Raw genomic sequence first — 14,934 nt, forward strand, 5'->3', positions numbered from 1 at the left:
CCTGGCTATGAGAGTCAACCCCACTGGGCTATCTAGTAGGGTTCGGCCATGGCAGAGGACGACGACCCGCTGATCGGATACGGAGAGATGGCGCGGCTCGCTGGCGTGAAGTCGGGAACGCTCCACGCCTACCGCAGTCAGGGGCGTCTGCCCCCGCCGGATGACGACTCCGTACCGGACCGCCCCCGGTGGCGCCTGTCGACCTTCGAAGCGTGGATGGCGAGCCGGCCCGGACCGGGTGCGCGGACCGACCTACACGGCTCCGGTGGCGGTAACGCGCTGTAGTTGCCGGCCGGAGATGCGTGCCGGGCGGTCGGTGCCAAGATCTCAGTCCGCATTTAGTCCGCACGATCTTGTAAAGCCGTGTGATCCGGAGTGATGCTGTGAACGTCAAAAACGCAGGTAGGAGAGGATGTCGAGCCGTTGACCTTGCTCTGCGTCGGCCGCGTAAGGGAAGGACGCCTTCCCGCTGGTGGACGCGTCCCGGTGACCGTCGGGCGGGCAGGAAATGCTATATCCCGGTGGTGTGGGCCGCTCGTCGCTGTGGTCGAAACGACTACCGCGCGACGCCAGGAAAAGGCGCCAATAGCTTCAGGATGCATGGATCAGGTGGGCTGATGGACCGCATCGTTGTCGTCGGTGGCGGGCTCGCGGGCGGGCGAACCGTCGTCGAGCTGCGTGAGCAGGGATTCTCCGGGGCGATCACACTGGTCGGCGCCGAGGAGCACAGGCCGTACGACCGGCCGCCGCTGTCCAAGGCGGTGCTGTCCGGCCGGACGGACGACACGACCCTGCCGTTCGACCTCGACGGTGTCGAGCTGCTGCTGGGCCGGCACGCGACGGGCCTGCGCCCGGGTGTGCTGGAGACCGACGGCGGCCCGATCGAGTTCGACGGGCTGGTCCTCGCGACCGGTGCGGCCCCGGTGCGGCTGCCGGGCTCCGCTGACCAGCGGGTGCTGCGCACCATCGACGACGCCCGGGCGCTGCGGGAGACGCTGCGCCCGGGGGCGCGGCTGGTGGTTGTCGGCGCCGGCTGGATCGGGGCCGAGGTCGCCACGCACGCCGCCGCGCACGAGGTGGCGGTGACCGTCGTCGAGGCCGGCGCCAGCCCGCTGCTGGCCCTCGGGCCGGTGGTCGGCGGGCACACCGTGCCCTGGTACTCCGCCGCCGGCATCGACCTGCGCCTCGGTGCCGCTGTCGCGCAGATCCGTTCGGACGGTGTGGAGCTCGCCGGCGGTGAGTTCCTGCCCGCCGACGCCGTGGTCGTCGGGGTCGGTGTCCGTCCCGACGTCTCCTGGCTGGAGTCGTCCGGGCTGGCGCTCGACCGCGGCGTCGTCGTCGACGAATGGATGTCGGCCGTACCCGGCGCCGGCGGCGCGGGTGGCTACCGGCCCGGGTCGGTCGTCGGGGCCGGTGACTGCACGGCCTGGTGGTCGCGCCGCTATGAGCGCCGGATGCGGGTCGAGCACTGGGAGTGCGCCCAGGAGTCGCCCCGGGTCGCCGTCGCCACCCTGCTGCGGACGCTCGCCGGCGGCCAGCCGAGCTCGGAGTCGCCGGACGACATCTACAACCCGGTGCCGTACTTCTGGTCGCAGCAGTTCGGGCGCATGATCCAGTTCGCCGGTCTGCCCGGCCCGGACAGCACCCTGGTGCTGCGCGGCGATCCGACCGCGGTCGCCCCGCCCGGGGCCAAGAAGGCTCCCGGCTGGTCCGCCGGCTGGTTCGCGCCGGACGGGCGCCTGGTCGCCCTGGCCACCGTCGCCCGGCCGCTGGACATGGTCGCCGGCCGGCGGATGCTGCTGGCCGACGCGGCGCCGGACGTCGCCAGGTTCAGCGACCCCGGAATCGCACTGAAGGAGCTGGCCCCCCAGCCGGCGTAGTCGCAGGCCTTGGTTCAGCTGGAGGGCCCGGCGTAGCTGCCGGGCCCGGCGTGGCCGCGCGCCCGGCAGGCGTGGCTGCTGGACAGTGTGTGCATGGATGCGATGTGTGCCCGGACGGAACGGTGAGTGCCTGGGCGTACCACATGCACACACTGTGCTCGTCCAGGCAGTTTCTACTAAAGTGCCGGCGTGCCAAGCATTCACCTGGTTTCGAACCTCCCTGGCGTGAATGCGCTCGGTGATCATCTTCGCGCGGTCGGTCTCGGTCCCACGTCCGCGCGTTCGGCCGATGCTCTGCTCGTCCTGATCGACCGGCCGCTGGATCACGTCGAACAGGACCTGCTCGACCGCGCGCGGCAGTCCGTGCCGGTGCTGCTGGCCGGGCCGACGGTCCGGTCACTGGCCCCGGACAGCCCGCTCATCGAGGCGTCCGGCCTCACGCCCGGCCGGGTGACCCCCGCGTACGAGCTGCGGCTTGCCCCCGGTCCGGACGGTGCGACCGTCGCCGCCCGGCTGGGCTCCTTCACGCCGCGCGACTCGTGGATCGTCCCCGAGAAGGTCGCCGAGGACGTCGAACGGCTGCTCACCGTCCGCCACGAGATGAGCGATCAGCCGATCTGCACCTGGCGTCCCGCGAGCGGCCTCGGTGTCTTCACCCTGGGCACCTCCGCGCAGGTGCTGGCCGACCTCCGCTACCACCGGCTCGTCGGGCGATGGCTGCGGCACGCGCTCGGCGTCCGCGACGGTGCGTCGGTCAGGGCCGGGCTCATCGGTGCCCCGGATGTCTTCGGGGTGCACACCACCGCTCTGGACGCGGTCGACGGCCTGACGCTGGCCGCGCTGTGCGACGGCGGGATGTCCCCGGGCCCCGGCCAGGACGTCGACCGGTTCGCCCGGCGGGTCGACGACCCGGACGACCTGGTCAACGACCCCGAGCTCGGGCTGGTGATCGTCGCCACCCCGACCCACACCCACGTCGAGTGGGCCCGGCGCGCGCTGGAGGCCGGCAAGCAGGTGCTCGTGCACCCGCCGGTCTGCCTGAGCACCCAGGATCTGGACGAGCTCACCACGCTCGCCACCAGCCGGTCCCGCGTGTTCGCCGGCTATCCCGAAGGCCTCAACGACCCGGCGCACCGGGCGATGCGCGGGGCGGTCCGGCGCGGCGACCTCGGCGGGCTGCTGTGGATCGAGATCTTCTCCGGTGGGCTGCGGCGGCCCGCCGGCAGCTGGCATGACGACGAGCGGATCAGCGGCGGCCTGATCTTCGACCGTGGCGCCGCGCCGCTGGAGCGCATCCTCGACCTTGTCGACGACCAGGTCGAATGGGTCAGCGCCTCGGCGCACAAGCGGGTCTGGCATCACGTGACCAACGCTGATCACGTCCGGATCCTGGTGCGGTTCGCGGGCGGCTGCGAGGCGCAGGTGACGATCTCGGACGTCGTCGCGGGTCTGCGCCCCGGCACCCAGCTGGTCGGCACGACCGGCTCGCTGGTCGCGCGGCCGAAGGGCTCGCCGGTGCTCGTCGGCCATGACGGGCGGCGGGTCACGCTGCCCGTCGACGCCCCCGACCCCGCGCTCTTCCACCGTGAGTTCGCCGACCACCTGGTCTCCGGCTGGCCGCTGGCGCACGGCAGCGCGCAGCGAACCCGGGCGCTGGTGTCGCTCCTGGAGGCGGCACGCAGGTCGGCGGCGTCCGGCGGCACCCAGGTATCACCGACCTGACTTGGCCCTTCCAGGGTGTTTACTCTTGACCATGGATTGGCTGACCTTGCCCGACGTGGCTGACGCACTCGACGTGCCCGTCACGCGGGTGCGCCAGATGGTCCGCGACCGCACACTTCTGGCGAAGCGGTTCGACGGTGTCCTGAAGGTGCCCGCCCTGTTCATCCAGGACGGCGCGGTGCTCAAGGGCCTGCCCGGCCTGCTCACCGTGCTCTTCGATGCCCGATACAGCGACGACGAGGCACTGGACTGGCTGTTCCGCGAGGATCCGAGCCTGCCTGGAACGCCGGTCAGCGCGATGGTCGAGAACCGGGGCAAGGAGGTGCGGCGGCGCGCTCAGGCACTGGGCTTCTGAGCGCCCGCGCTCCGAGCGCCTGTTCCTCCACCCACCAACCTTCCGACCCGGGTCCGAGCCAGCGCTCGGGCCCGGGTCGGCCTGCTTGCGCTGTCGGTGAACCGCCGGAGCCGGGCGTCCGCTCCCGTAGGGTCGTCGGTATGGCTGATCGTCCTACCGGCGCCCAGGCGCGGATCGTGGTCAACGGGGAGGCGAGGGAGGTGCCGGTCGGGCTCGCCGTGGYGGACCTGCTCGTCCAGCTGGGCCTGCGGCCGGGCTCGGTCGTCGTCGAGCTGCGCGGGGAGGCGCTGACGCCTTCGGAGACGGCCGCGGCGCACCTGGCCGACGGCGACGTCCTGGAGATCGTTCGCGCTGTAGCGGGAGGCTGAGCCGGTGCCACTGTCAGAGAACGTCCCGGCGTCAGCCTCGGCGCCGCGTGCCCGCCGGCTCGCCCGGCTGCTCGACGCCCGGCTGTACCTGTGCACGCCCCGCCACCAGGCCGACGCCGCCTTCTACGAGAAGGTGCTGGGTGACGGTCGGGTGCCGGGTGTGGACCTCATCCAGCTTCGGGAGAAGGGGCTGGAGTGGCGCGACGAGCTGGCGGGGCTGGCCGCGATGGCGGCCGCGGCCGTGCCGTCCGGTGCGCTGGTCAGCGCAAACGACCGGGCGGACGTCGCCCGCTTCGCCGGGGTGGACATCCTGCACRTCGGCCAGGACGACATCCCGCCGCGGCTGGCGCGTGAGCTGCTCGGGCCGGATGTGCTGATCGGGAAGTCCACGCACGACCCCGACCAGTTCCTCACCGCGCTGGCCGACCCGGACGTCGACTACGTGTGCGTCGGGCCGGTGCACGCGACCCCGACGAAGGAGGGCCGGGCGCCGGTCGGGCTGGAGCTGCCCCGGCTCGCGGCCCGGCACGCGCCGCCGTTCGAACCGGGCGCGAAGCCGTGGTTCGTCACCGGGGGAGTGGCCCCGCACACCCTGGACGCCATCCTGGAGACGGGTGCGCGCCGCGTCGTGGTGGTGCGGGGCATCACCCAGGCGACCGATCCGGGGGCGGCCGCGGCCGCGCTCGCGGGCCGGCTGCGCGCGGCCTGACGCCTGGCGGGGCGGGCGCGACCGTGGGTCACCTGAGCTATCTGGCGGTGCTGCTGGGCTGCCTGGTCGCGACGGCGCCGCTGGAGCTCCTGCTGCGGACCAGGGTGTACGCCCGGCCACGGCGCCTCGCGCTGGCGATCGCGCCCGTGCTGGTCGTGTTCGTCGGCTGGGATATGTATGCGATCGCCCGCGGCCACTGGGACTTCGACCCGCGCCGCACCACCGGCATCGTACTGCCCGGTGGCCTTCCTCTCGACGAGGTGCTCTTCTTCGTCGTTGTGCCGGTGTGCGCGGTGCTCGCGCTGGAGGCGGTCCGGGCCGTGACCCGGTGGCCGGCCGGTGACGAGGGCGACGGGCGCGGCCCCGGGCAGGCCGGACATCCCCGGGGCCGGCATCCCCGGGGCCGGCGGTGAGCTACACCGCGCTGGCGGTCGTCGGGGTCGTGGCAACCCTGGTGCTCGACCTGTGGATCCTGCGGACCAGGCTGGTCACCCGCAAGCTGTTCTGGACCGCCTACGCGATCATCGTCTTCTTCCAGCTCATCACGAACGGCATCCTGACCGGCTTCGACATCGTCCGGTACGACCCGGAGGCCATCGCCGGGCCGCGGCTCGTGTTCGCGCCGGTCGAGGACCTGCTGTTCGGGTTCGCGTTGGTGACCCAGACCCTGGTCTGGTGGGTTTGGTGGGGACTACGTCACGGAAACGAGTGAATTCGGCCTCCGGGTCCACTTTCGGGCCTACGCTTCGACTCAATGAGACAACGGAGGGCGGCCGAGGCCGAGTCGGCCGGGCGGCATCGCTCGCCCTGGGGCCGCTCGAATCGGATCCTGCCGATCCGCTGGGGGCGGATCATCGCCGCCGTCATCGCGGCCGCCGCGGTGGTGTCGGGCCTCATCCTGGTGCGCGGCCTCGGTCCCGGCCGGCCGTCGCCGACGGCGGAGCCTGCGGGTGCGGCCACGACGATGGTCACGCCGGCACCCGGCGAGCCCACCCCCGACGCGCCCGGCCAGACCTCGCCCGGCTCAACCGTCGGGCCGTCCGCCGGTGCCGTGGGATCGACCGGGCCATCCGGCGCCGCCGGGGAGGCCGGCGCCGTGGGGGCGGATGCCCGGGCGACAGACGCGGGCTCCCCGCCGCGGGCGGGAACCACGCCGGCCACATCCCGTCCGGCGGCGACGCCGCGTGCGGGGGCGTCCACCACACCCGCCAGTCGTCCCGCCGGCCCGGCGCTGGGACTGAGCAGCAGCGATGTCGCGTTCGGTGACGTGGAGTCGACGATCAGCGTCGAGCTGATCGGCGTCGGGACGGCCCCGGCCCGGGTGAGCGTGGGTGCCACGCCCGCCTGGCTGAGCGCCGTTCCCCACGAGGGCGTGGTCGACCCGGGCGCCCGGGTGCCGCTAGTGATCACCCTGAACCGGGCGACCGCACCGCCGGGCCCGGTCGACGTGTTCGTCCCGGTGGCCGCGGTCGACGGTTCCGGCGGCGGGAAACTGCATGTCACCGCGAACGTGTCCGGCGCCCCGGAGCTGCGAGCCTCGCTTGCCCCGGCCGAGATCGTCACGGCGAACTGCCCCGCGGACCGGGGCAGCACCCAGGCGATCGTGAGCGCCACGGTCGTCGACCCGACCGGTGTCTTCGGCGTCGAGGTCCGAACCCGCGCACCGGACGGCGCCGCGTCGACCAGCGCCCTGGGGCTCGTCACCGCCACCGACGACCGTTCGACCTGGTCCGGCCCGATCGGGCCGGTGCCGACGGCGGGCACGATGAGCTACACCGTCGTGGCGACGGACCTCGACGGGCGGCGGTCCGAGGTCACCGGATCGGTCGAGGTACGCGCCTGCTCCGGCGGGTAGCGGCGCGTTCGTGTTCAGTTGACTCCGGCGGCTCCGGCTCCGGCTCCGGCTCCGGCTCCGGCGGCGCTGGCGGGGGCGGTGGCGGTGGGTGAGCCGGGTAGGTTCCTGCGGAAGACCCTGGCGGCGCTGATCATTCCGGCGGCGTCGGTCCCGCCCGCGATCCGCGGCGGCACGAGCCCCGCGAACAGCCGTTCCTGCACCCGCAGGTACTTCATGCCGGCCCGCAGGTCGGCATCGTTACGCAGCCGGATGACCAGCCGGAACGCACTCAGCGCCGTGGTGTCGAACAGGCCCGTGGTGTAGATCAGCTGGACGCCGAGCCGGTCCGCCACCGCCAGCTGCAGGTCCAGCAGGTAGCTCGCGCTGGCCCGCCCGATCGGATTGTCGAGGAACAGCACGCCGGCGTGCCGGGCCCGCAGCCGGCCGCGGTCGTTCGCGCGCAGGGCGGCCATCGTGCAGTAGAGGATGATCGCCGCGGTCAGCTGCTGGCCGCCGGAGAAGACGTCGCCGAGCTGGGAGATCCGGACGCGCTCGGTGCGCAGCACCGCGTCCGGCTTGAGGATCTCCACCCGGACCCCGCCCGGGAGCGCCGCCCGCACACCGCGCACCAGCAGCGTCATGCCGTCCCGGCGGACCCCGGCCGGCAGCGGCCCGCCGGCGCCGGGCGTTCGGGGTGGGGCGCTCGTCCTGGTCGCCGAACCGCCGGTGCCCGTACCGGTGCCGGTGGCCGCGCCGCTCGCGGCGGCATCCACGACCTCGCCGAGCGCCTCGGTCAGCGCGACCGGATCGGGTTCGGCGAAGGTGATGCGCAGGAACTCCTGCCCGGACCAGTCGCCGAGCTGATCGGGCAGCCGGGACAGCCGCTGGGCGGAGCGCAGGGTGCCGAGGGAAGCCCGGACCATTCCCTCCAGCCGCGCGACGATCGCGGCCCGGTTGCGTCCGATGTGCGCGAGGTCGTCGTCGAGGCTGCGCAGCCGGGGTGCCAACGCGGCGGCCCAGCCCGCGGCGTTCGCGGCCACCGCGTCCCGGCCGGCCCGCACCATCTGCCTGCGGGCCGGCGTGCGCACCGCCTCGAACCGCCCGCCGGCGGCCCAGGAGGCGACGGCGTCCGCCGCCGCCCGGACCCGGCCGGCCGCCTCGACGTGCGCCGCGACCGCCTGCCGCCAGGTCGCCCGCAGCTCGCGGGTCATCGCCGCCGCCGCGGCGGCATCGCCGTCGAACGGCGCGATCGTCGCGCCGGCCTGGCCGTCTGTTACGACCAGGCGGCCTGGTCCGGTGAGGCTGCCTGGTCCGGTGTGGTCGCCGGGGCCGGTGTGGTTGCCAGGGTCGGCCGGGTTGCCGGGGCCGGACGTTGTGCTGACGGCCCCGTCCGCGGTCGTGCCGGTCGACTCGGCGTCGGCGAGCAGGTCGGACAACGTCCCGGCGACCAGCCCGAACGCATCCCGCTCACGTTCATGATCCGCGGTGTCGCGGATCAGGTCGTCCAGTGCCGCCTGAGCGGTCTGGGCATTGGCGTCGGCCTTCCGGCAGGCGTCGGCGCGGGCCTGCTGCCAGTGCAGCGCCTGCTCGAGGGTCTGAGGTCCGTCCTCGGGTGGCATTGGGCGCGCGCCAGCAGCACCGACCCTGGCCGCGGTGTGGTGCAGCTCCTGACGCAGACCGCCGAGCCGTTCGCGGGTGGCGTCGAGGGCTCGTCCGAGCTCGGCTGCCGTGCGCCGGGCGGCGGCCTGGGCCGTGGCCCGCGCGGTGGCGTCCCCACCGTCGGGACCGGCGAGCAGAACCTCGCAACGAGCCCGGATGGCCGCCGACAGACCTTCGACGCCCGCGCGGGCGGCCGCGTGCGCCCGCCACGCGCGATCGAGCTCGCCGCGCAGGTCCGCGCCGACCTCCACCTGCGCGTAGGCGCGTTCGGCGGCCTCGTACGCCGCCCGCAGCACGGKTACCTGCACCGGTGGCGCGCCGGGCGACACCGGCCCGCCGCCGCCACCGCCACCGCCGTCGATGTCGGTGCCGCCGTCGGTGTCGGTGCCGAGGTCGCCGTGGCTGTCGTCCACCGGGCTGTCGTCCACCGCGATGTCGTCGAGCACGAGATCACCCGCGCCGACCACCGAGGCGGACTCGGTCAGCGCGGCCTGGGTGTTGCGGGCGGCGTCGTCGGCCCGGCGCAGGGCTTCCTGCGCCGCCAGACGGGAGGCGGCGCAGTTGGCCCGATGCTGTTCCGCCTCGGCCGACATCTCGGCGGCCGTCGCTTCCAGACGGGCGATCTCGTCCGTCAGGCCGGCCGCCTCATCGATCACGTTGACCAGCTGGTCCAGCGCGGCGGCCCGCGCGGAGCACTCCTGCTCGACGACCCGCAGGCGTTCGACCTCCGCCACCGCGCGTTCCGCGGCCCGGGCGGCCGCGGCGACCCGCTCCTGCGCCTCGGCCAGCGCCCGGGCGGCGACGTCCACGGTGCCCGCGGCGTCGCTCACGGCGGCGCGCAGGCCCGGAATCCGGCCCGGGGGGTTCGTCCGGCGCCAGCCGGCGACAGCCGCGGCGAGGTTGCGGTCGCCACGCGCGCGGGCGCTCAGCTCGGCGGCCTCGGCGCAGCGTTCGTCGTGCCGGCGGCGGATCGACGCGCGTTCGGCCGCGGCGGCGGCGCTGTCGTACAACGCCGGATTGGGCGGGACGAGGAAGGTGCCGTCGGCGCCGACGGTGCTCTCAAGGCCGGGCGCGGTGGGCTCGAGCGGTGTTGGCTCAAGCGGTGTCGGCTCGAGCGGTGTTGGCTCGAGCGGTGTCGGCTCGAGCAGCCGCGCGGGACCGACGACGATCGCGCAGTCGGGCCGGATCCGTGCCCGGTCCAGGACCGCCCGTGCGGTGTCGACGTCCCAGCCAGCCTGGATGACGACACCGTCGACAAGGTCGGGACGGGCCCGCAGCACCCGCTCGCGGGAGCCCTCGTCGACCTTGTTCGCCAGGTGGTGCCAGCCGGCGGTGGCCGGGATGCCGGCGCGTTCGAGCTCGGCGACGACCTCGCCGACGGCGGCCCGGGCCGGGCGCAGGTCACCGTCGCCCAGCGCGCGCAGGACACGCTGGTCCGCCTCGGTGTCGACGGACAGCGCGAGCTGGCGCTCCTCGGCCGTCAGCACCGCGGCGGCCAGGGCGTCCAGCGCGGCCTCGGCGTCGACGTCGAGATCAACCGGTTCCGCGGCGCCAACGGCAGCTCCAGCTCCAGCTCCAGCGCCAGCGCCGGGCTGGGACGGGTGGCCCGCGTCGAGCCCGAGCAGAGCGGCGATCCGGCCGTCCGCGGTCAGCGCGCCGGCGGCGCCGAGCGTCGCGTCCAGGTCGGCGGCCAGCCGGGCGAGCTCGGCGTTCGCGTGGTCCAGGCCGCGCTCGGCGTCCCGCTGGGCGTCCTGTGCCTGCCGATGGTCGGCGGAACGGGCCGCGGTGGCCAGTGCGTCCCGGACGGCGGCCCGGGCGTCGTCCGCCAGCCTCGCGGCCTCGGCCGCCACCTGGCGGGGCTCACTCCCGGGCTGGTCCAGCAGCCCGTCGCGGACGGCCTCGGCCTGCAGCCGGTCAGCGCGCTCACGTCGCTCCCGCAGCCCGGCGGCACCCGCCCGGGTGGTGGCCGCCGCGTCCGCGGCGGCACGGTCCGCGGCCGCGGACGACTCGGCCGCCAGGTTGTGCGCCGCGGCAGCCGCCCGCGCCCGGGTCTCCTCCGCCCGAGACGCGGCCGCGAGGCGAGCCAGACCGGCGACGAACGCACGGGCCGCGGAGTTGCGTTCGGTGAGGGCGGGAGCGGACCGTGACTCGGCGTCCGCCACCAGCCGGGTGAGCCGCTCGGTCTCGTCGTCGGCCGCGGTGAGCCGCAGGACGTCCTCGGCCGCCCGCCACGCCTCGAGCTCCTCCACGACGTCGCCGTGGCGTCCGACGAGCTCGTCGCGGGTCGCCTCCGCCTCGGTGAGCCGCAGCTCGGCCACCCGCAGGCGTGCGGCCAGCTCGACACCCGCCGCCTGCGCCCGGGCGCGTTCCGCCTCCTCGACTGCGGTGCGCACACGTCGGCCGCGTTCGTCCAGCGCCGACGTCCCGGAATCGGCGAGAGCGATCCTCGCGTCGACCGCGGCGGCCGCCTCCCGGACCGTCCCGTGCAGCTCCCGCAGCCGGCCCGCCGCACCGGCGCGGGCCTGGACGGTCTGCACCAGTGGGGTGAGCCGTTCGAGCGCCCCGGCGACGAACTCGCGCTCCGCCTCCAGCGCGGCCCGTTCGGCGAGCTTCGCCGCGTAGCCCTCGACGACGTCGGCGACGCCGGCCGGATCCTCCGGCGGCGTGACGGCCCGCAGGAGGAAGTCGACGAACTGCTCGTCACTGTTGAACGCGAAGGCCTCCGCGGCCTCACCCTCGCCGGCGTTCATCGCGCGCTGGTAGCGGAAGAGCTCGGGGTCCAGGCCCAGCGCGTCGAGCCGTTCGCTCCAGGCCCCCTGGTTGGTCTCCCAGCCGAGATCCAGCTGCTGGTCGGCCGCGCCGGCGTCGGCGAGCCGGGAACGGAAGCCGGCGAACGTGACCTGCCGTCCGTCCTGGACGAAGGGCAGGTTGGTGATGTCCAGACCCGGGCGGGGGCGGAACGAGTACCAGGCCTCGGCCAGGCGGGACGGGTCCGTGGTGGTCCGGCCCCGCCATTCGCTGACCTTGCCGGTGACCACCCGTTCGCCGGTGACGGCATGCTGCCACTCGCAGACCACATGCCCGCAGTCGCGCGGCAGGACGAAGTTGTCGAGGACCCGCCCGTTGGACGTGCCCACGACCTGGCGACGTCCGGGCAACACGACTGAGAAGATCAACTTCATCAGGACGCTCTTGCCGCCGCCGTTCTCCAGGAACAGCACGGAGGCCGGGGACGGCCGCAGCGGCTGTGTCGGCACCGCTGGCGACGGCTGTGCCGGCACCACCGCCGTCACCGCCGTCACCGGTGCCGGCAACGGGAGCATCGCCGCCGTCGTCACCGCGGGCGGCGTGGCTGGGTGTGATGTGGCCGGGTGCGTTGTGGCGGGGGGCACTGTGGCCGCGGTTGTCCCGGGAACGGCGTTGCCGGCTACCGCGCCCGGCAGGTCGACCTCCGAAGGGGCTGTGTCCTGACTGTCACTGTCCGCCGCGCCCTGGACCACATCGGTGCCGAAGAGCCCATCCTGACGGTGGCCGGCGACCGGCGCGCCGACCCCGGAGAAGTCGAGCAGGACGTCGCCGAACCGCGCACCGGGCGGTCCGATCGCATGGAGCCGAACCTTGGAAAGCTCAAACATCGCCCACCTCCGGGCCCGAACCCGCCATCTGGCTGCCCGCTACCTGGCTGCCCAGTACCTGGCTCTGGCTGTCTGGTGCCGGGCTGTCCGGAAGCTGGCCCGCGGGGTACTCCGCCGCGGCGCCCGGCGTGTCATAGCCGGGCAGCACAGGGGCGGCGGAGAGAACCCGTACCCCGCCGCCGCCGTCCGCGACCGTCACCACCCCGAGGCCGAGCAGCTCCTCCAGCGCGGCGTCGGCGGCGAGCTCCCGTACCTGGATCTGGTAGCGCGCCGTCGTCCGGTAGGTGCCGCCCGCCTGCTCGCTGACCGGCACCAGGCACCCCGATTCGGTCAGGAAGCTCATCGCCCGGGCGACGATCCCGGACGTCGACCCGGCCAGGCGCCGGGAGTCCCGGGTCGTCCCGGTAGCCGGGCGCCGCGAGTACAGCCGCCACGCCGCCTCGAGCGTGCGTCCATCGCCGGGCGACGCCACCTCGTCGCTCTGGTCGCCGGCGGTCCGCTGCTCCAGCAGCCGGCAGGCCTCACGGACGAAGGCGTCCACGCCGTCGACACTGACGCGTCCGATGTAGGAGTCGTCCACCAGGTCCGCCGGCCGTGGGAACGCGAGTGCGGCGACCGCGAGCTGCGCGATCGCGTGCAGCAGCCGCTCGGCGGACCGGTGCTCCCCGCCCGCCCGGCGCGCGTAGTCGCCCATCCGGACGGTGAACGCCGAGTCCTCGGCACCACCGACGACGAAACCGGCCCGTTCGGCCACGTCGAGCACGACCAGCCCCAGGCCGGCCGCGGTGGCCTGCGTCAGCGCGGCGAACTGCGGCTCCCGCAGGTAACGGCGGACGAGTTCGGCGTACCTGCCATCGCGGGCGGGCACCAGCTTCGGCCGCAGGCCGTAGGCGATGAGCCGGCCCGCCTCGAAGGCGTCCGCGTGCTGCCGGCGGGTGTCCCGGCCTGGCTGACCACCGGCGGTGAAGCCGAGGTCAGCAGTGTCGTCGCCGACGAGAACGCTGTCGTCCGCGACCGTGGTGGCGTCGTGGCCCGCCACGGCGGTGGTGTCCGTGAACGTGTCAAGGTCGGCGTCAGCGTCGAGATCGACGAACGTGTCGAGGCCGGCCTCGGTCTCGCTGTCCGTCTCGGTCCTGCTGTCCGTCTCGGTCCTGCTGTCCGTCTCGGTCCTGCTGTCCGTCTCGGTCCTGCTGTCCGTCCCGGCGACGGTACCGGGCCCGGCGGGGCTCGCGTCGATGAAGGTCAAGGTGCTGTACCGATCATGGCAGGTGGGAGAGTGGAAACGTCGTCGTCCGCGGCGTCCGGCGCGGAGATGAGGACTCGGCCGACGAGGAGGTCCGCCCCGCCGAACCAGGGATCATCGAGTTCGGTGCCGTCGTCGCAGGCAACCGTCAGCAGGGGGTCGCCCTGCCGTGCGGCGGCGGCGATCCGTGGGCTCAGCGCATGGGTGGCGAGCAGCGCCACCAGGTCCGCGGCGTCCGGGCCGCCCGTGCGCCTCGCCTGTTCCAGCAGGTCCGACAGGCGTCGAGGAGCGTCCGGCGCGATCTCCATGACCGCTGTGGCGTGGGCCCAGGCCTCGTCGTCGAACCTGTCCGGTTCCCGAATCGGGACAAGGTCCGCCTCGACGACCGGAGATCCGAGCGGCTCGTGTTCCACCGGCGGTGTGAGGAGTCCGTCCACCAGATCGGCGAGGCGCATCGCACGCGGCGAGCGGACGCCGACCGCTCCGGGGAAGAAGACCGCGGCCGGCGTCAATGCCGTCGCCCCGGGCAGGGTCAGCACCGGCATGAGCAACTGTGTGTAGAGATCGATCCCGCCGCGTGCGGGCACGTCCGCGAACTGCTGGCGGTCCTGCTCCGCGCGGAACACGGCGCCCGCCTCGAGCAGCCTCGCCTGAAGCTGGGTGTGGCGCCGCACGCAGTCGGTCACGATGGCGACGAGCTCGGCGGCCTGCCGTTTGTGATCGGCGTCGTCGGCCGCGTCGCGGTAACGCCGGATGTGGGTGAGGATGGCGTTCTCGTGTCGATATCGTTGCTCGACGTGGCCAAGCGCCTCGTCGAGCAGAGCCGGCACCGCACGTAGCCAGTCCACTGCCAGCACGTTGCGCCGAGTCGCGTCGAGCTGCCTGCGAAGCTGTTCGGCGTACTGGACGGTGCGGTACCGCGCCGCCTCCGCGGCCGCTCGGGCATCCGCCAGCCGGCCCCGCCGGATGAGGTTGTCCAGCGTGACCTCCGCAGCGATCTGCGCCGAGGTCACATCCGTGTCCAGCGCCCCGATGAGAACGGTGACCGCCTCGTCGGTGGCGCGCAGGTACACCTCGCCCTCGCCGTCGGTCAGCTCGACCAGCAGCTTGAAGTCGAACCGGCGGCGCACGTACCGACCGTCTGCCCGGTATGTGCCGTAGATGACGTCGAAGCCGCGGTCCACGCTTCCGACATTGATCAGATTGCTCAGGACCCAACGGGCCACCCGCTCGTGCTCGGCGCGCCGCCGCTCGGGTGCCTGCGCGGCAACGAGCGGGATGAGTCTGCGCAGCACCTGCTCGTGGTCCGCTCCGCGGTCGAAGTCCATCGCGACCGTGACCAGGTCGATGGCATGCAGGGCGAGCTCCGCCATCGCGTAGACGTCGAAGTCGCCGCCGTCCAGGTACGACTTGCGGGCATCCAGGTCGTGGAGAGGCTGCGTGAGTGCGAGTGCCTTCCGCCGCCGGATCATCCCGCTGTCGGCCGACCCCGCCGCCGCGGCTGTCATCGATCGGCCCGTCGCCGGGCG

12 protein-coding genes are annotated in these 14,934 nt (G+C 74.0%); 9 read left to right on the top strand and 3 right to left on the bottom strand.

Features of this window, described 5'->3' with window-relative positions:
* Nucleotides 1-48 precede the first annotated feature (48 nt).
* From CcI49_RS06895 to CcI49_RS06935, 9 genes are all read left to right on the top strand, one after another.
* Complete coding sequence (locus CcI49_RS06895) at nucleotides 49-285, top strand: MarR family transcriptional regulator (RefSeq protein WP_076825105.1); 237 nt, start codon at nucleotides 49-51, stop codon at nucleotides 283-285.
* Nucleotides 286-617: 332 nt separating this feature from the next.
* The gene (locus tag CcI49_RS06900; RefSeq protein WP_054566726.1) at nucleotides 618-1,880 is read left to right on the top strand and encodes an FAD-dependent oxidoreductase; all 1,263 of its coding nucleotides are present in this window, start codon (nucleotides 618-620) and stop codon (nucleotides 1,878-1,880) included.
* Nucleotides 1,881-2,069: 189 nt separating this feature from the next.
* On the top strand, nucleotides 2,070-3,602 hold the full coding sequence (locus CcI49_RS06905) for a Gfo/Idh/MocA family oxidoreductase (protein ID WP_076825107.1): 1,533 nt from the start codon (nucleotides 2,070-2,072) through the stop codon (nucleotides 3,600-3,602).
* A 31-nt stretch (nucleotides 3,603-3,633) separates the two neighbouring features.
* Nucleotides 3,634-3,957 carry an Rv2175c family DNA-binding protein gene (locus CcI49_RS06910; protein WP_054566728.1) on the top strand — a complete coding sequence of 108 codons (324 nt, stop codon included), beginning with the start codon at nucleotides 3,634-3,636 and terminating at the stop codon, nucleotides 3,955-3,957.
* 140 nt (nucleotides 3,958-4,097) lie between these two features.
* Nucleotides 4,098-4,325, top strand: a complete 228-nt coding sequence (gene thiS / locus CcI49_RS06915) for a sulfur carrier protein ThiS (protein WP_076825109.1) — start codon at nucleotides 4,098-4,100, stop codon at nucleotides 4,323-4,325.
* Nucleotides 4,326-4,329: 4 nt separating this feature from the next.
* Nucleotides 4,330-5,034, top strand: a complete 705-nt coding sequence (locus tag CcI49_RS06920; protein ID WP_076825111.1) for a thiamine phosphate synthase — start codon at nucleotides 4,330-4,332, stop codon at nucleotides 5,032-5,034.
* A 23-nt stretch (nucleotides 5,035-5,057) separates the two neighbouring features.
* Entirely contained in the window at nucleotides 5,058-5,447 is a 390-nt protein-coding gene (locus CcI49_RS06925; RefSeq protein ID WP_076825112.1) for a lycopene cyclase domain-containing protein, read from the top strand.
* Complete coding sequence (locus CcI49_RS06930) at nucleotides 5,444-5,746, top strand: lycopene cyclase domain-containing protein (protein ID WP_054566731.1); 303 nt, start codon at nucleotides 5,444-5,446, stop codon at nucleotides 5,744-5,746. The genes CcI49_RS06925 and CcI49_RS06930 overlap by 4 nt, the downstream gene beginning before the upstream one ends.
* 42 nt (nucleotides 5,747-5,788) lie before the next feature.
* On the top strand, nucleotides 5,789-6,889 hold the full coding sequence (locus tag CcI49_RS06935; protein WP_076825113.1) for a hypothetical protein: 1,101 nt from the start codon (nucleotides 5,789-5,791) through the stop codon (nucleotides 6,887-6,889).
* Between the two features lie 14 nt (nucleotides 6,890-6,903).
* Here the strand turns inward: CcI49_RS06935 and CcI49_RS06940 are convergent, their stop codons facing one another.
* The 3 genes from CcI49_RS06940 to CcI49_RS06950 form a co-directional block, all read right to left on the bottom strand.
* On the bottom strand, nucleotides 6,904-12,162 hold the full coding sequence (locus CcI49_RS06940) for a hypothetical protein (protein ID WP_076825115.1): 5,259 nt from the start codon (nucleotides 12,160-12,162) through the stop codon (nucleotides 6,904-6,906).
* Complete coding sequence (locus CcI49_RS43090) at nucleotides 12,155-13,057, bottom strand: hypothetical protein (RefSeq protein ID WP_347280107.1); 903 nt, start codon at nucleotides 13,055-13,057, stop codon at nucleotides 12,155-12,157. Before CcI49_RS43090 ends, CcI49_RS06940 begins: the two co-directional genes overlap by 8 nt.
* 347 nt (nucleotides 13,058-13,404) lie before the next feature.
* Nucleotides 13,405-14,913 (bottom strand): hypothetical protein, encoded by a 1,509-nt coding sequence (locus tag CcI49_RS06950; protein ID WP_076825118.1) that lies wholly within the window; start codon nucleotides 14,911-14,913, stop codon nucleotides 13,405-13,407.
* Nucleotides 14,914-14,934: the final 21 nt, after the last annotated feature.

Source organism: Frankia sp. CcI49 (assembly GCF_001983215.1).
Taxonomy (GTDB): domain Bacteria; phylum Actinomycetota; class Actinomycetes; order Frankiales; family Frankiaceae; genus Parafrankia; species Parafrankia irregularis.